At 67.3% G+C, this 15,052-nt stretch carries 14 protein-coding genes and 3 pseudogenes; 9 read left to right on the top strand and 8 right to left on the bottom strand.

Annotated elements, in window-relative coordinates; genetic code table 11:
• The first annotated feature begins 11 nt into the window (after positions 1 to 11).
• Positions 12 to 1,175 (top strand): sulfotransferase, encoded by a 1,164-nt coding sequence (locus AB0H61_RS08995; RefSeq protein WP_357300920.1) that lies wholly within the window; start codon positions 12 to 14, stop codon positions 1,173 to 1,175.
• 103 nt (positions 1,176 to 1,278) lie between these two features.
• Here AB0H61_RS08995 and AB0H61_RS08990 read toward each other — a convergent pair whose 3' ends face one another.
• Positions 1,279 to 1,950, bottom strand: a complete 672-nt coding sequence (locus AB0H61_RS08990) for a PaaI family thioesterase (protein WP_357300919.1) — start codon at positions 1,948 to 1,950, stop codon at positions 1,279 to 1,281.
• 275 nt (positions 1,951 to 2,225) lie between these two features.
• On the opposite strand from AB0H61_RS08990, the gene AB0H61_RS08985 reads away from it, so the two are divergent.
• Complete coding sequence (locus AB0H61_RS08985) at positions 2,226 to 2,882, top strand: HAD family phosphatase (RefSeq protein WP_357300917.1); 657 nt, start codon at positions 2,226 to 2,228, stop codon at positions 2,880 to 2,882.
• Between the two features lie 9 nt (positions 2,883 to 2,891).
• Here the strand turns inward: AB0H61_RS08985 and AB0H61_RS08980 are convergent, their stop codons facing one another.
• The gene (locus tag AB0H61_RS08980) at positions 2,892 to 3,485 is read right to left on the bottom strand and encodes a TetR/AcrR family transcriptional regulator (RefSeq protein WP_357300915.1); all 594 of its coding nucleotides are present in this window, start codon (positions 3,483 to 3,485) and stop codon (positions 2,892 to 2,894) included.
• A 21-nt stretch (positions 3,486 to 3,506) separates the two neighbouring features.
• Between AB0H61_RS08980 and AB0H61_RS08975 the strand changes: the two genes are divergently transcribed.
• Genes AB0H61_RS08975 through AB0H61_RS08965 form a run of 3 tightly spaced genes read left to right on the top strand, consistent with a single transcriptional unit; the run spans position 3,507 to position 5,188 of the window.
• Positions 3,507 to 3,875 carry a hypothetical protein gene (locus AB0H61_RS08975; protein ID WP_357300913.1) on the top strand — a complete coding sequence of 123 codons (369 nt, stop codon included), beginning with the start codon at positions 3,507 to 3,509 and terminating at the stop codon, positions 3,873 to 3,875.
• Entirely contained in the window at positions 3,872 to 4,378 is a 507-nt protein-coding gene (locus AB0H61_RS08970) for a hypothetical protein (protein ID WP_357300912.1), read from the top strand. Before AB0H61_RS08975 ends, AB0H61_RS08970 begins: the two co-directional genes overlap by 4 nt.
• A 45-nt stretch (positions 4,379 to 4,423) precedes the next feature.
• Positions 4,424 to 5,188: an alpha/beta hydrolase gene (locus AB0H61_RS08965; RefSeq protein WP_357300911.1), complete on the top strand. Its 765-nt coding sequence runs from the start codon at positions 4,424 to 4,426 to the stop codon at positions 5,186 to 5,188.
• A 12-nt stretch (positions 5,189 to 5,200) separates the two neighbouring features.
• Here AB0H61_RS08965 and AB0H61_RS08960 read toward each other — a convergent pair whose 3' ends face one another.
• On the bottom strand, positions 5,201 to 6,073 hold the full coding sequence (locus AB0H61_RS08960) for a MerR family transcriptional regulator (protein ID WP_357301318.1): 873 nt from the start codon (positions 6,071 to 6,073) through the stop codon (positions 5,201 to 5,203).
• Between the two features lie 113 nt (positions 6,074 to 6,186).
• Here AB0H61_RS08960 and AB0H61_RS08955 point away from each other — a divergent pair, with 113 nt between their 5' ends.
• Positions 6,187 to 6,837: a maleylpyruvate isomerase family mycothiol-dependent enzyme gene (locus AB0H61_RS08955; RefSeq protein ID WP_357300909.1), complete on the top strand. Its 651-nt coding sequence runs from the start codon at positions 6,187 to 6,189 to the stop codon at positions 6,835 to 6,837.
• 10 nt (positions 6,838 to 6,847) lie between these two features.
• On the opposite strand, the pseudogene AB0H61_RS08950 reads toward AB0H61_RS08955, so the two are convergent.
• Both AB0H61_RS08950 and AB0H61_RS08945 read right to left on the bottom strand, forming a co-directional pair.
• A pseudogene (locus AB0H61_RS08950) lies at positions 6,848 to 7,448 on the bottom strand (ATP-binding cassette domain-containing protein); the annotation flags it as partial.
• Positions 7,449 to 7,452: 4 nt separating this feature from the next.
• On the bottom strand, positions 7,453 to 8,124 hold the full coding sequence (locus AB0H61_RS08945; protein ID WP_357300907.1) for an FCD domain-containing protein: 672 nt from the start codon (positions 8,122 to 8,124) through the stop codon (positions 7,453 to 7,455).
• A 243-nt stretch (positions 8,125 to 8,367) separates the two neighbouring features.
• Between AB0H61_RS08945 and AB0H61_RS08940 the strand changes: the two are divergent.
• A pseudogene (locus AB0H61_RS08940) lies at positions 8,368 to 9,696 on the top strand (2-isopropylmalate synthase); the annotation flags it as partial.
• Positions 9,697 to 9,716: 20 nt separating this feature from the next.
• On the opposite strand, the gene AB0H61_RS08935 reads toward AB0H61_RS08940, so the two are convergent.
• Positions 9,717 to 10,370, bottom strand: coding sequence for a Uma2 family endonuclease (locus AB0H61_RS08935; protein WP_357300906.1), 654 nt, complete (start codon positions 10,368 to 10,370; stop codon positions 9,717 to 9,719).
• 167 nt (positions 10,371 to 10,537) lie between these two features.
• Between AB0H61_RS08935 and AB0H61_RS08930 the strand changes: the two genes are divergently transcribed.
• Positions 10,538 to 12,826 carry a LuxR C-terminal-related transcriptional regulator gene (locus tag AB0H61_RS08930; protein WP_357300904.1) on the top strand — a complete coding sequence of 763 codons (2,289 nt, stop codon included), beginning with the start codon at positions 10,538 to 10,540 and terminating at the stop codon, positions 12,824 to 12,826.
• A gap of 3 nt (positions 12,827 to 12,829) precedes the next feature.
• Here AB0H61_RS08930 and AB0H61_RS08925 read toward each other — a convergent pair.
• A pseudogene (locus AB0H61_RS08925) lies at positions 12,830 to 13,761 on the bottom strand (DUF6596 domain-containing protein); the annotation flags it as partial.
• A 26-nt stretch (positions 13,762 to 13,787) separates the two neighbouring features.
• On the opposite strand from AB0H61_RS08925, the gene AB0H61_RS08920 reads away from it, so the two are divergent.
• The gene (locus tag AB0H61_RS08920; RefSeq protein WP_357300903.1) at positions 13,788 to 14,330 is read left to right on the top strand and encodes a YaeQ family protein; all 543 of its coding nucleotides are present in this window, start codon (positions 13,788 to 13,790) and stop codon (positions 14,328 to 14,330) included.
• A gap of 129 nt (positions 14,331 to 14,459) precedes the next feature.
• Here the strand turns inward: AB0H61_RS08920 and AB0H61_RS08915 are convergent, their stop codons facing one another.
• Positions 14,460 to 15,026, bottom strand: a complete 567-nt coding sequence (locus tag AB0H61_RS08915) for a hypothetical protein (RefSeq protein WP_357300901.1) — start codon at positions 15,024 to 15,026, stop codon at positions 14,460 to 14,462.
• Positions 15,027 to 15,052 lie beyond the last annotated feature (26 nt).

Genomic DNA, 15,052 nt, shown 5'->3' with positions numbered 1-15,052 from the left:
AGATAGCGAATATGATCGGCAGAGACGATGTCGGCACCATCGATGATCTGCACGCCTCGGCCACCAAGGTCGTCGGGCTGGACGATTTCGGCGACCCGGGATACCGCGAGGGACTGGGAGTGCTGCTCGAGTCCTACGCGAAGGACGCGGAGCTGACGCCGCTCGGCAACAAGGTGAATCGCGCTTTCCTGCGTGGCGCGTTGATCGCGCGGCTGCTGAGCGAATCGGCCTGGCAGCGCTTCCCGCACCATGCGGAGGTGGCGATCGAGCGGCCGATCTTCGTCACCGGATTGCCGCGCTCGGGCACCACGGCTGTACACCGGTTGCTCAATGCGGATCCGGCGCACCAGGGTCTGGAGATGTGGTTGACCGAGATGCCGCAGCCGCGTCCGCCGCGCGAGACCTGGGCGGACAACCCGATCTATCAGCGCATCGAGGCGGCGTTCGAGAAGCATCACGTGGAGCATCCGGAGTTCATGGGCGTGCACCACATTTCGGCGGATCAGGTGGAGGAGTGCTGGCAATTGCTGCGGCAATCGGCCATGTCGGTCTCCTACGAATGTCTCGGCTATCTGCCCGGGTACTCCGAATGGCTGCGCGAGCAGGATTGGACCGATGCCTACCGCAGACACCGTCGCAACTTGCAGCTCATCGGGCTTCCGGACGCCGAACGCCGTTGGGTGCTCAAGAATCCGAGCCACCTGTTCGCATTGGACGCGATCTTCGAGGTCTACCCGGACGCGCTGGTCATTCAGATGCACCGCGATCCACGCACCATCATCGCCTCGGTATGCAGTCTGAACGAGCAGGCCTCGGCCGGGTGGTCGGATAAGTTCCGCGGCCCTGTCGTCGGCGCGACGCAGCTGGATCTGTGGGCGCGTGGGGCGGACCGGTTCCTGGCGGACCGCAAGCGCCACAACGCGGCCCAGTTCTGCGATGTGTACTACGACGATTTCGTCGCGGACCCCATCGGTACCGTCGGCTCGATCTACCGGCACTTCGGTCTGCCGCTGAGTCCGGAGGCGGAAGCCGCGATGTCGGCACTGCATTCGGAGAGTACGTCGGGTGCGGCGCGACCGGTCCACAAGTACACCCTCGACGATTTCGGGTTGACCGCCGAACAGGTGGATGCGCGCTTCGGGGAGTATCGCGAGAAGCACTTTCCCGGAAGGTGATTCGTGACGGGCTCGCCGGTCGTGTACCGGCGATCGGCGGGCCCGATGCCGCTGGAGCGCGTCGCGCATATTCGCAGAGCGCGCCATTTCGGGCCGGGGTGACCTACTGCTGGCCGGGGTTCAGGACGATGAACAGGCCGTTCGCCTCGGCGCACAGGCGGTCGCCGTCGTGCAGGGTGGCGCGGACGTAGACCTTGCGGCCCTCTTGGCGCTCGGCCCAGGTGCGGACCCGCAGTTCGGTGTCGAGCGGGGTGATCGAGCGGTAGTCGACGGTGAGCGAGGCGGTCCGGGTCACCCCTCCCGCATGCACCGCGGCCGCCATGCCGAGTAGATCGTCGAAGCAGATGGCGATCTGTCCGCCGTGCGCGGCCGCATTGCCGCCCAGGTGGTAGGTGCGGAAGGTGATGCGGGCCTCGACACCGTCCCGATCGGCCTTATCCACCGTGTACGGCGGTAGCGTGATGTTGCCCCGGGCGGGAAGGTCGACCCGGGTCCAGGTCGGCGCCGACCATTCGTCGACGACCGCCGCGTCCAGCTTGTCGTTGAGCTCTTTGAGGGTGGCGATGGTCTCCAGTGCCAGCTCATCGGAGGGGCACGCCAGCCGGGCGCGGTCCATCAGGCTGCGTACCTGCTCGATGAACGCGCCGTAGTGCGGCCCGCCACGCGAGATATCGAGGCCGTCGAGTTGGGCATTGATCAGCTCCGACATCGGCCGGAAACCGCCCTCGTGATGCTCCTGGCTGGGGAGCGCGGCACCGGCCCGCTGTTCACTCATGTAGAACAAGTTATCGGTTGCCCGGGGAATGCTCGCGCTCGGCTCCCATCGTTTCGGTCACAGTCCGCGGGCGGTGGCTATCGGCGGGTCGACGCTCGCCGCGCCCGAAACCGGCCGGATGTGCCGAGGTGCGCTGGGCGGCGGCGGATGCGGTGGCCTACGCTGGGTACCCGTTCATCCATCAGGTCTTGCGAATACCACCGCGGTGCCCGTGACCGGCCCGGCTCATCAGGCCGGGTGAACGGCGCCCGTGGCCGGCGAAAGGCGTTATACCGATGCGTATTACGGCAGTCGTCTTCGATATGGACGGCGTTCTGATCGATTCCGAGCCGGTGTGGGAGCGGGTGCGCCGCGACTACGTCGCCGAAAAGGGCGGGCGGTGGCTACCGGATACGCAGAAGCGGCTGATGGGGATGAGCACGGGGGAGTGGTCGGAGTACCTCAGCGGTGAGCTCGGGGTCGGGGAGACGCCGGATACGGTGGCCGACGAGGTGATCGAGCGGATGGCGGACCACTACGACCGGTCGGTGCCGTTATTGCCGGGCGCGGTCGAAGCGGTGCAGCGGATGAGCGAGAGCTGGCCGCTGGGGGTCGCGAGCTCGTCGCCGCGCACCCTGATCAACACCGTGCTCGGCCGCACCGGATTGATCGAGTTCTTCGACGTCACCTTCTCCACCGAGGAGGTCGACCGCGGTAAACCCGCCCCGGACGTCTACGTGGCGGTGGCCGCCTTCCTCCGCAAGAAATCGACGGATTGTGCGGCGGTGGAGGATTCGAGCAACGGGCTGCGGGCCGCACATGCGGCGGGTATGCGGGTCATCGCCGCACCCCGCCCGGAGTACCCGCTCGATCCGGACGCCAGGGCGCTCGCCGCCCATGTCATCGATGGACTCGACGAGTTGACGCCCGCATTGGTCGTCGACGGGAACTGACGGGGCCGTTCAGGCCCGATACGACTCGAGCAGGGTGCGGGTGGCAGCCGCCAGGTCGGCGTCGAGCCAGTCCGGCAGGGCCGATGCGTGCGCATGCCTGCGCAGGGCCGCGTAGGGCAGGTCGACCACGGCACGGCTGACGGCATCGATCTCGCGGTCGGTGTCGCGACCGAACAGGTCGTGCGCGATGCGGTGCAGCTGGTCGATCAGTGGCGCGTTCATGCGGGCGCGGCGGGCCTGGAATTCGTCGTCGGGTCCGCCGTCGAGCAGATCGCTCGGGCGCAGGTTCAGCAAAAGCTTTGCGTCCTCTGGTAATTCGCGCCCGAAGCCGATGCACGCCGATGCCATGGCGACTCCCGCGTCGACGGGATCCGGCCGGTCGGCGGCCGCGAGGGTGCGTTCCTGGAAACGTTCGAGTGCGCGCAGCCAGGTCGCCATGAGTACGCCGTTGCGATTGCCGAACCGGTGGTAGAGCGTGCCCACCGGTGCGCCGCTGGCGGTGGCGATGGCCGCCACGCTGGCGGCGCGGGGCCCGTCGGTGAGCACCAGGGTGCGCGCTGCGTCGAGGATCACGTTGGTGTCGTGCTTGCGGGGTGGTGCCATGTACTAGTACGTTCCTTCTATATGGAGCGTTTATCCTATATCGATGAGCATGCCAGATCGGTCGACGCGAATCGGGATCGGACCTGGAAAGCGTTGCTCGAAGTCGTCTGCAAGGACCCCGCCGATCCGCGCACGGTTCCGACCGGCTTCGTGCTCGATTCGGCGGAGGAACCGAGCAGGCTGGCGCTGAAGGGCAGGCACTGGTTCTCCCGCTACGCGCTGGTCTTCGAACTCGATGACGAGGGGCCGAGTACCACCCGGGTGCGGGCGCGGAGCTGGGCGGACTTCCCCGGTCCGCACGGCCGCGTCTACAAGGCGCTGGTCATCGGCAGTGGCGGTCACAAGGTCGTGGTCCGGAATATGTTGCGACGAATCGCGGCCGCGGCATGATCCCGGGCCTGGTGTGGGGCGCCACCGAAGCCGAATGCGAGGACCCGCTGCCCTGCGACGCGCTGGAACCCGGTGGCGTGCAGGCTGATCGGGCCATCAGTATCGCCGCGCCGCCCACCGTGGTCTACGCCTGGCTGTGCCAATTGCGTATCGCGCCATACAGTTACGACCTCCTCGACAATCTGGGCCGTCGCAGTCCACACCGCCGCGATCCCAGCCTGACCGAACTCGAAGTCGGGCAACGATTCATGTTTGCCTTCGCCTTGGTGTCCTTCGTACTCGGTCGTCACCTCACCATGGTCTCCGGGAAGGTCTGTGTCACCTACGCCGTGCGACCCGAAGGCGCGGGCACCCGCCTGGTCGTCCGAGCTCGGTTCGGCATGCCCCGGATCATCGGCCGCGCATTGGCTTTCGGTGATGTGTTGATGATGCGTAAGCAGCTGCTGACGTTGAAGGAATTGGCCGAGCGAGAAGCCTCCGAACAGGATGCGAAGCGCCGGTAATGGACCCCGTGCGCCGGATATGGAGGGGCGGAGCATGATCGGCGCATGACGAATTATGTTCAGCTCGGCGATGTCCGAACCTGGTACGACGAGACGGGCGCGGGCGAGCCGGTGCTGCTGTTGCACGGTGGCTTCGTCGACTCCCGGTCCTTCGATGCCGCCGTCCCCGGCTTCGCCGAGCATTTCCACGTCTACCGGATGGACCGGCGCGGTCACGGCCGCACCCCGGATGTCGCGGGCCCGCTCTCCTACGACCTGATGGCGCGCGACACCATCGCATTCCTGGACAAGGTCGTCGGGGGCGCCGCGCACCTGGTCGGCTACAGCGACGGCGCGATCGTCGCCCTGATGGTCGCCATCCGGCGCCCGGATCTGGTCCGCAAACTGGTCTCGATCAGCGGTAACTTCCACCGCGACGGACTGCTCCCCGGTGTCCTCGACGGCTTCGGCCATGCGGAACCCATGGCCCGCCTCGCCGCCCGCTACGCCGAGGTCTCACCCGACGGCGCGGCGCATTTCCCCGTGGTCGCCGAAAAGGTGCTGCGTATGGCCCAGTCCGAACCGAATCTTGGCACCGACGACCTGGCCCGGATCACCAGCCGAACCCTGATCCTCGTCGCGGACGACGACGCCATGAGCCTCGAACACACCCTCGCCCTCTACCGCGCCATCCCGACCAGCGAACTCGCCATCATCCCCGGCACCTCCCATCTGCTTGTGGTCGAAAAACCCGCCGAGGTCTACCGCCAGGTCGGCGACTTTCTCACCTCGGAACCGCCACACACCTGGCAACCCATCCGCCGCGCCTGACCGCGGCGGCGCTCAGTGCGGTTCGGCCGATCGGCGCAGCGCCTCGTCCAGCCAATCGAGCGCTGCGCCCGACGTGGAGGTGGTGATGATTGCGCCGGTCGCCTTCCAGTACCGCTGGATGCGGCAATCGGTCCCGCTGAGCAGGAGGCGGCGTCGAAATTCGGGCGTATCGCGTTGGCCGCGAGCCGTAGCGTGCGCGTCCACGAATCGGTCGAGTTCGGATCCCGGATTCGGTGGAGTCCCCTCGAGTAGCCGGTGCCCGGCGGATTCGCAGGCCGCCGCGACATGGGTCAGTAGCGCGGCGCGGTCACGGATCAGGGCCGGTTCGGTACGCCATATCTGCTCCGACATCGCGGTGCGGAATCCGTCATCGGTAATGAGGGTGACGAGTTCGGCATAGGCCACGATCTGGCGTGGATCCGGTTCGGGCGGTAAGTCCGGGAGATTCATCGAGACAAAGCCGTCGAATATCTCCGGGCGCATGGGGGTGAGCATGCGCCGCCAGAACGTCTGGATTTCATCCTGGGCGTGTCGGCGATCGGTCACCGTGGCAAGCAATTCCAAGCGGCCGGAGCGCTCGGTCGGTGGCGCCTGCTCGACAGCGAGGAGCGCGGCGCGGCGCCAGGTCAGCCGCGCCAGTTCGGAATCCAGCGATGCGCGTTCGGCGGCGACGGCCTCCGCGATCGACACGGCGCCCGCGAGCACGTCGACGATCGCGGCGAGGCCGAGGCCGAGCGCGCGCAATCGCCGGATCAGTACGAGCCGGTCGACGGCCTCGTCGGCATCGAATACGCGGTGTCCGCCCGTGGTGCGCCGCGGCTCCAGAATTCCTTCGTCGCAATAGAACCGGATGGTGCGGACCGGAACGCCGGTAGATCGCGACAGCGCCCCGATGCTGAGAAGTCGCGGCGTGATGTGTTCTCCGTCACGATCGCTGGAACCTCCACCCCGGTGGAGTTCCTACCGTACTGGAACACCCCCGGAGAAGGAGAAACACCATGGCCGACGGCGCGATACTCACCACCGAGCAGATCTGGCGGGCGGTTGCCGCCGAGCGATCCGATCTGATCGATCTGCTCGAGCGGCTCCCCGAATCCGATTGGGATCACGAATCACTGTGTGAGGGATGGCGAGTCCGCGATGTCGTCGCCCACATCGTGCTCTCCACGCATACCAGCGTCGGCTCGATTCTGGTCAACCTCGTGCGTGCTCGCGGCGATCTCCACCGAATGATCCGGGATACGGCCATCCGGCGTGCCGAGCGCGACACCTCGGGCGAATTGCTCGCGCAGTTGCGCGCGACCATCGAGCTGCGCCGAACCGCGATCGGCACGACTCCCGCCGATCGGCTGATGGACCTGCTCGTGCACGGCCAGGACATCGCGGTGCCGCTCGGCATTGTCCGCGAAATGCCCCTCGCCGCTGCGGAATCGGCCCTCGACCGCGTGTGGACCATGGGTGCGCCGTTCCATGCCCGCCGACAATGGGCCGGATATCGTCTCGTGGCAACGGATGCCGCCTGGTCCGCCGGTGCGGGCCGCGTCATCGAAGGTCCCGCCGCCGGGCTGCTGTTGCTCGTCACCGGTCGTCATATCGGGCATACCCACCGAAACACCGATCACCTCCGAGTCGTGGAGAGGTCCGGTTAGCCGACGCGCGTCACGGCCAGTGCGGGACGGTCAGCCGATCGACGCGGGCGCGGGCGGTCCAATGGCCGCGATCGTGACCGACCTCGACCGGGTGATCGAAGGCCGCGCTGATGGTGGCGGCGGTGACCGTGGTGCGGGCGGGACCGCTGGCCACCGTGCGCCCGTCGGCGATCAGCAGGGCGTGCGTGGTGCTCGGAAGCTCCTCGAGGTGGTGGATGACCAGCACGGATGCGACGTTCGGGTGGGTTTCGTCGAGGGTGTCGATGGTCTCCAGGAGTTGTTCGCGAGCGGCGACGTCCAGGCCGGTGGTCGGCTCGTCGAAGAGCAGCGGGCGGGGCTCTGCGATCAGTGCCCTGGCGATCAGGGTGCGCCCGCGTTCTCCCTGCGACAGGGTGGGTCAAGTGGCGTCGGCTTTTGCCCTTCAGTCCGACGGTTTCGATCATCGCGTCGGCGCGCCGTGACTCGTCCGCGGTCGGGGTCCAGCGCATCGGGGTATCGGTGGTCGCGGTGATTCCGGTGCGGACGACCTCGCGCACGGTGAGCGGATAGCGCATGGGATGGCGGGGATTCACGTGACCGATGAAGTGCCGCAGCTGGGCCAGCTCGACCCGGCGATCATTCGAACGCCCCCTTCAGCGCGGTCAGATGCGATCTGCTGAATTCCGCCGCGGCGGTGGGATTTCGGTGGGCGATCGCATCGGTGAGGTGGATATGCGCGTCGTGGTCGGCCGATTCCGACTGCACCGGACGGATTTTCAGCATGTCGATCATGGCGGTGCGCAAGCGGGGAAGGAAGGCGTCGAACAGCTGGGTGAGTACGTCATTGTGTGCGGCGACGATGATCGCCCGATGGAACGCCATATCCGCGTCGACGTGTTCGGCGACCGATTCGCCGCGGGCTTCCCTCGCGGCCAGGGCGCGGCGGATCGCGCGCAGGTCGGCGGGGGTGCGGCGCTGCGCGGCCAAGGCGGCCGCCTCGGCTTCGATGGCGATACGCGCCTCGATGACGGAGGCGATGGTGGCGCGACGCAGCACCACATCCCAGTCCTCGGTCACATCCAGCGCGGTGACGAAGACGCCCGCGCCCTGGCGGCTGCTCAGCACGCCTTTCCCGGCCAGCTCGCGGATCGCCTCGCGCAGCGTGGAGCGGCCGACACCCAGCTGGGCCGCGAGTGTCGTCTCACCGGGAAGACGGTGGCCGAGTGGCCATTCACCCGCCCGGACGCGCGCCAGTAACAGCTCGGCGGCCTGCGCGGCCAGCGGGTGGCGGCGGACCTGGGCAACCATCGAAACCTCTCTACTTGTCTGAGGAGTTGTGTATAGTCTACCCATCATGACGCGCATGCTTCTGCTTAGCCGCCACGGCGGGGCCTGATCGACCGGCCGCCCGCCGTGGGGCTTCGTCGCGGCCGGTCACCGTTTATTGCGTCAGGCAGGAAGCACATCGTGAACATGCGCATGTTCCCGACCATCGACACACCGGCGGGCCCCACCTCCGGCCCGGACTGGAACCGCCAGCGGCACTCCCGAATGCCATCGCATCGCTACCGCGACATCTACGACCGCGTGGAAGTGCCGCTCACCCAGCGTGATTGGCCGAATGCACGGATATCGAAGGCCCCGCTCTGGGTGCCGGTCGACCTGCGAGACGGCAATCAGGCCCTCGCCGAACCGATGGATCCGGCCCGCAAACGGCGATTCTTCGAACTGCTGGTCGCCATGGGGTACAAGGAGATCGAGGTCGGCTACCCGTCGGCGTCGCAGTCCGACTTCGACTTCGTACGCCTGATCGCCGAGCAGGACATCGCCCCGGACGATGTCACCATCGTGGTGTTCACACCGGCCCGGCGCGATCTCATCGAACGCACGGTGCAGTCCGTCCGCGGCATCCGCAACGAGGTCGTCATCCATATGTACACCGCGACCGCCCCCGCCTGGCGAAATATGGTGCTGGACAAGGACCGAGCGCAATTGCGCGACCTGATCCTAGCGGGCGGCCGCGATGTGCTGGAGTTCACGGGCGACCTCCCCGCCGTGCGCTTCGAATTCTCGCCCGAGGTCTTCAACCTGACCGAACCCGACTTCGTGCTCGACCTCTGCGACAGCATGACCACCCTGTGGGACGCGACCCCGCAGCGCCCGGTCATCCTGAATCTGCCCGCCACGGTGGAGGTCGCGACGCCCAATGTCTACGCTGACCAGATCGAGTACATGCACCGCAATCTGGCTCGCCGCGACAGCGTGATCCTGTCGGTGCACCCGCACAACGACCGTGGCACCGGAATCGCCTGTGCCGAACTGGCCGTACTCGCGGGCGCCCAGCGGGTGGAGGGCTGCGTATTCGGCAACGGCGAGCGCACCGGCAATGTCGATATCGCCACGCTGGCACTGAATCTGCATGCCCAGGGCGTGGATCCGATGATCGATTTCTCCGATATCGACGAGATTCGCCGCACCGTCGAGTACTGCACCCGGCTGCCGATCCACGAAAGACATCCGTACGTGGGCGATCTCGTACATACCGCGTTCTCCGGCACGCACCAGGACGCCATCAAGAAGGGTCTGGCAGAGCACCGCGCTCGCGCCGCCGCGACCGGAGTGCCGGAGCGCCGACTGGACTGGCAGGTCCCGTATCTGCCCATCGACCCGGCCGATATCGGCCGGACCTACGAGGCGGTGATCCGGGTCAACTCCCAGTCCGGCAAGGGCGGCATCGCCTACCTGTTGGAGACCGAGTACGGCATGGACCTGCCACGCGAGGTACAAATCGACTTCGCCCGCCACGTTCAGGCCCATACCGACCGCACCGGCCGGGAGATCACCGCCGCCGAGCTGCGGGACCTGTTCGAGGCCACCTATCCGGGGGCCACACCCCGGGTTCAGTAGTCGAGTTCGGACCAGGGAATACGGATGGGGAACGGGAATTCGATCTCGATCCCCTCCGTGGTCGACGGCTTCCACTCGGCGGCGAGAATGTAGTTGGTGGGGTACAGCGGCTGGACCCCGTCGATGAGTTCCGCGGGACCGATTTCCAGCGCGTAGGCGCGCACAACCTCGATTCCACGCGGATCGCGAGCGAGTCTGACCTCCCAGTACCAGTGGATTCCGGCACGTGCGTAGCGGACCTTCTTGGCTTCGATGTCTGCCTGTGTGTTGGATGGCGACAATACTTCGCCGGCAAGCAGCACATCAGCGGCGCGAACATCCTGATAGTCGGATTCCAGGCAACGGAAGATCGAGAAGTCGGGCGTAACGAAGTCGGACTTTCCCGTGGAGCCGAAGAAGACATTCGTTTCGATGGCGACTCGCCAGCAGCGCTGCGGCTGGCCGGACATTACTTGTCGCGCACATCGCCGCAGGGAATTCCACAGTAGCCCGGTGTACTCCTGGTGCTCGAATGGTCCTCGTCGAACCCACACCACCCGCCCATCCCATAGTTCGATCTGGGACGCGATCTCCTCCGGGAGGCGCTCGAGCTCTTCCCACGTCATGTACTCGGGCAGATCGGGGCGTTGAACCTGCGGAGCGGCCATATCGGCAATGCTAGCTCGAACCCCGGTGCCGCCCGCGTTCATTCGGTGCCGCCCGCCCGTCCGAGCACCGCCGCCCACCTGCGGACATGATGTATGCGGAGAACATGTTCGGCAAAATGCCCGGCCGAGCGCCGGGACGTGGAAGGGTATTCGGCGTGGTGCGGCATGTGACAGGGAATCTTCCCGCTGAGGTGACGAGCTTCGTGGGCCGGGGTTCCGAGGTCGCGACCGCCAAGCGGCTGCTGTCCAGCACGCGCGTGCTCACCTTGACCGGTCCCGGCGGGGTCGGCAAGACCCGGTTGTCGCGGCGGGTGGGTGAGGCGGTGCGGCGCGCGTTCCCGGATGGGGTGTGGCTGGTCGAGGTGGCGCACGTGCACGACGGCGAGCTGGTCGCGTTGAGCGTGGCGCAGGCGCTGGGGTTGCGCGACGACACCAGTGTGCCGCTGGCCGGGCTCACCGAATTCCTGGCGGATAAGTCCCTGCTGCTGATCCTGGACAACTGCGAACACCTGATCGATGCCTGCGCCGGACTCGTGAGCCGCTTGATTCCCGCGACCACCGAGTTGCGCATCCTGGCGACCAGCCGGGAACCGCTCGGCGTGGACGGCGAACAGGTCATGCCGATCGCCCCGCTGCCGGTCCCGGTGGCCGACGACGATTCGGGCCACGTTGTCGCGGGCGCGGATAGTGAGGCACTGCGATTGCTCATCGATCGGGCTGCTGCCGCGAATCCGGAATTCCGGGTCACCGACGCGAACCGCGGCGCGCTCGCCGCCATCTGCCGCCGGCTCGAGGGCATCCCGCTGGCGCTGGAACTGGCGGCGCTTCGGCTGCGCATGTTCACCCCCGACCAGGTGCTCGGCAGGCTCGACAACGCCATGCGGCTGCTCACCACCGGGTTGCGTACCGCGCCGGAGCGGCAGCAGACGCTGGAGGCCGCGATTCGCTGGAGCTACGACCTGTGCACACCCGACGAGCAGCGGCTGTGGGAGCAACTGTCGGTTTTCGCGGGCGGATTCGATCTGGACGCGGCCGAGGCGGTGTGCGTCATCGAACCGCCGCACGCACTGCTCGACGCGCTCACCGGTCTGGTCGAGAAATCCGTGCTCGGGCATCGGCACGATACCGACGGCAGCGGCCGCTACACCATGTTGGAGCCACTGCGTCAGTTCGCGCTGGCCCGGCTGGCCGCGCACGGTGACGAACACGCCGTCCGCCTGCGGCACCGGAACCACTACTATCTGCTCGCCCGCCGCGGCCGCACGGCGTACTGGGGTAGTGAGGATGCCGCGTGGTTCCGGGATGTCACCCGCGAGCATGCGAATATGCGTGCGGCACTGCAATTTTCGCTCGCCGATCCGGGCGGAGCGCACCGGGCGCTTCAAATCGCGACCGAATTGCGCCCGTTCTGGGAGCACTACCGGTTCCTGTTGGAGGGCTACCGGTGGTTGATCGACGCGCTCGGCAAGGATCTGGTGCATACCGTCGACCGCGCGCGGGCGTTGGCCGCCGCGTCCGTCATCGCCGCCATGCTGTCGGATACCGCGGAGGCCAACCGCTACGTCCGCGAATGCGTCGAGATCGCGACCGAATTGGACGCGACCGAGGTGCTCGTCGAAGCGACTCTGCTCTCGGCCCTGCTGACCTTCGCGGATAACGATCCGGTTGGCGCGCTCGATATCGCGGAGTCGGCCGCTGATCGGGCCGGCGAGGTCGCCCACCACGGGGCGGAAATGGAGAGTCTGGCCTTCGCGTACGTGTGCGCCCTGGTGCTGGAGGACCCGCGCGCCGAGGCCATCGCGCAACGTTTCCTGGCGAAGTCCGCCACCACCGGCTCGCATCTGCTCGGTGGGCTCGCGTACTGGGCGGTGGGGACCGACCACTGGCGAAAAGGCGAGCAGGACAGAGCAATCGGCGACCTGCGCCGGTCGATCGAGCAATTCCGCCTGTTCGACCGCTGCGTGTGGACGGCCTCCGGATTCGACGGATTGGCCTGGGCGGCCGCCGCCCAGGGGGATCTGCCCCGGGCGGCACGGCTGATGGGTGCGGCGGCGACGGTGCGACGCGGCAGCACCCAGCGGCTGGCCCACGCCATGACCGAAGCCGTCGGCGATAAGGTGCGCGTCCAGGTCGTCGAGGCCATGGGCGACAAGGAATTTCGCGCGGCCTTCGACGCTGGAATGGCACTCGGCCTCGACGAGGCGGTCGATTTCGCGCTCGGCACCGAGCCTGTCGCCGCGGCATCCGCCGCCAAACCGGCCGTCGTCGACGTGCTGACCAGGCGGGAGAAGGATGTGGCCCGTCTGGTCGCGGCAGGCTACAGCAATAAGGGCATCGCCACCGAACTGGTGATCTCGGTCCGCACCGCCGAGAGCCACATCGACCACATCCTGACCAAACTGGGCTTCACCTCCCGCACCCAGATCGCGGGCTGGGTGAGCCAGAACCCGATCTGATTCCTACGCGGAACTCTCCGATGCCAGGGCGGCCAGCTTGCGCTCCAGCACCGCCCGCTGACGCTCGTTGCCACACAGTCCGATCGCGTATTCGAGCTCGGTGCGCGCCTCCTCCGTTCGGCCCAGCCGGGTGAGCAGTTCTCCACGAACACTCGGCAGCAGGTGTGAGTTCGCCAGCGACTCGGCGGCCACCAGTTCGTCCACGATCGGCAGCGCGGCGGCCGGGCCCTGCGCCATGGAGACCGCCACCGCCCGGTTGAGATCGACCACCGGTGACGGCGCGAGTCGACCGAGCGCCTCGTAGATGAGCACGATGCGGTCCCAGTTCGTCGCGTCGACCGACGGTGCGACGGCGTGGCATTCGGCGGTCGCGGCCTGCAAGCCGTAGGCGCCGAGGCCCCGGCCGACCTGTTCCGCGCGAGCCAGAGCGGCCCTGCCCCGGCCTATCGCGGCTCGATCCCAGCGGCGGCGGTCCTGGTACGCCAGCCGGACAGGCTCGCCGTCGGGTCCCGTTCGTGCCGGGAAGCGGGCCGCGGTCAGCTCGAGCCGTGCCAGTAGGCCGTGGATCTCGGGCTCGTTGGGCACCAGCCGGGCCAGCACCCGCGCGACGCACCGCCCCCAGGGTCTTCTTCGCGCGGGTGATCCGCGCCTGCACGGTCGCGGTCGGGACGAGAAACGCCTTGGCGATCTCGTCGCTGGTCAGACCGCCGACCACCCGCCGGGTGAGTGCCACCCGGGCTTCCGCGAGAGCACGGGGTGACAGGAGATGAACATCAACGCGAGTACGTCGTCGTCGATCTGGTCCGGATCCCACAGCACGTCCTCGGCGTCCCGGCCGGATCGGCGGGCGCGCTTCCCGACGCGGCACCGCCCTCGCCCAGGTCGCGGGCGAGAGCGGTGTACCTGTCATCGAGGGCGGAACGCCTGCGGAACGCGGCGGTCGATTAGGCTGATGCTCCTTATGGCTCTCAGCGCGACACTGCACACCTTCGCCATCCAAGTGGCCGACGTCGATCGCGGCGTCTACGAGGATCTGCAGTTGCGGTTGGCGCGTCACCCCTCCGAAACCGCCGAATTCATGGTGACGCGCCTACTCGCCTACTGCCTCGAATATCAGGAAGGCATCGCCTTCAGCGAGGGCGGTGTCTCGGCTACCGACGAGCCCGCGGTGCTGGTGCGTGATCTCACCGGACGCCTCACCGCCTGGATCGAAGTCGGCGCCCCCGATGCGGAACGCGTGCATCGAGGCAGCAAACTCGCCGGGCGGGCCGCCATCTACACCCATCGCGACCCGGCCAAGGTGCTCGCGCAGCTCGTCGGCAAGCGGATTCATCGCGCCGAGGAGATTCCCCTCTACAGCTTCGATCGCGCCTTCATTGATTCCGCCGCCGCCGCGGTCGAACGCCGCAACACCGCCACCCTGTCGATCACCGAGCGCCTGCTGTACCTGGACCTCAACGGTACGAGCCTGAGCGTGTCGGTCGAGGAGCACCGGCTCGGCTGACTTCCCCTGTCGGAGAACGACTCCTGATGCCCGATACGTAGGCGGTCGCCAGGCCGACCGGGCCCGCACCGACGATGAGGACCGGATACGTGTCGTCACCGAGCGATCAGGCACGACATGATCGAGGATTCACGGGTGCGCCGCCGGGACCGCGCTCATTCGGAATTCCGGGCGCATCAGCCACAGGTGCACCGCGACGATCAACACACCCGGCACGATGACGAGCAGCGTCGCCGCTCGCACCCACATCGGATGTGGCTCGGCCAGTAGTGTGGGTGCGGAAAGCGACCACGCGGCAGTCGGTTTGGCGGCGAGCATCAGCGCGATGAAGGCGAAGCGCAGCCCGGAGGTCACCAGGTGCAGTGCGTATTCATAGCTCGGCAGTCCACCGAGTGTGGCGCGACTGTTCTTCTCCGCCAACATATCCGCCACCTCGACCGCGAACCATCCGAGGACGACCGCGGTGGCCAGCCACAGGCCGAGACCGCCGAGGTTGACCAAGAACAGCAGGGTCACCGCGACCACCGCCATCGCGGCGTGCACGGTGTGCAGCTGATGTTCGTAGAAGGTTTCGGGCCGACTGTGCAGACGCAGTACGACCAGGTGGATGAGCACGACATCAATACCGCCGGTCACGGCGGACAGCAGGAGCAGGACGGTGGCGATGGCTACTGGATCAGGCAGCGTCGCACTCACGAGCGGTTCGGCCTTTCGTTTGCGAA

It is taken from the genome of Nocardia sp. NPDC050710 (assembly GCF_040654375.1).
GTDB lineage: Bacteria > Actinomycetota > Actinomycetes > Mycobacteriales > Mycobacteriaceae > Nocardia.
This window is presented reverse-complemented; position numbering and strand designations above follow the sequence as displayed.

Coding starts and splice junctions, on each gene's coding strand:
- AB0H61_RS08995 (WP_357300920.1), top strand. CDS start 12: ATGATCGGCAGAGACGATGTCGGCACCATCGATGATCTGCACGCCTCG.
- AB0H61_RS08990 (WP_357300919.1), bottom strand. CDS start 1,950: ATGAGTGAACAGCGGGCCGGTGCCGCGCTCCCCAGCCAGGAGCATCAC.
- AB0H61_RS08985 (WP_357300917.1), top strand. CDS start 2,226: ATGCGTATTACGGCAGTCGTCTTCGATATGGACGGCGTTCTGATCGAT.
- AB0H61_RS08980 (WP_357300915.1), bottom strand. CDS start 3,485: ATGGCACCACCCCGCAAGCACGACACCAACGTGATCCTCGACGCAGCG.
- AB0H61_RS08975 (WP_357300913.1), top strand. CDS start 3,507: ATGGAGCGTTTATCCTATATCGATGAGCATGCCAGATCGGTCGACGCG.
- AB0H61_RS08970 (WP_357300912.1), top strand. CDS start 3,872: ATGATCCCGGGCCTGGTGTGGGGCGCCACCGAAGCCGAATGCGAGGAC.
- AB0H61_RS08965 (WP_357300911.1), top strand. CDS start 4,424: ATGACGAATTATGTTCAGCTCGGCGATGTCCGAACCTGGTACGACGAG.
- AB0H61_RS08955 (WP_357300909.1), top strand. CDS start 6,187: ATGGCCGACGGCGCGATACTCACCACCGAGCAGATCTGGCGGGCGGTT.
- AB0H61_RS08945 (WP_357300907.1), bottom strand. CDS start 8,124: ATGGTTGCCCAGGTCCGCCGCCACCCGCTGGCCGCGCAGGCCGCCGAG.
- AB0H61_RS08935 (WP_357300906.1), bottom strand. CDS start 10,370: ATGGCCGCTCCGCAGGTTCAACGCCCCGATCTGCCCGAGTACATGACG.
- AB0H61_RS08920 (WP_357300903.1), top strand. CDS start 13,788: ATGGCTCTCAGCGCGACACTGCACACCTTCGCCATCCAAGTGGCCGAC.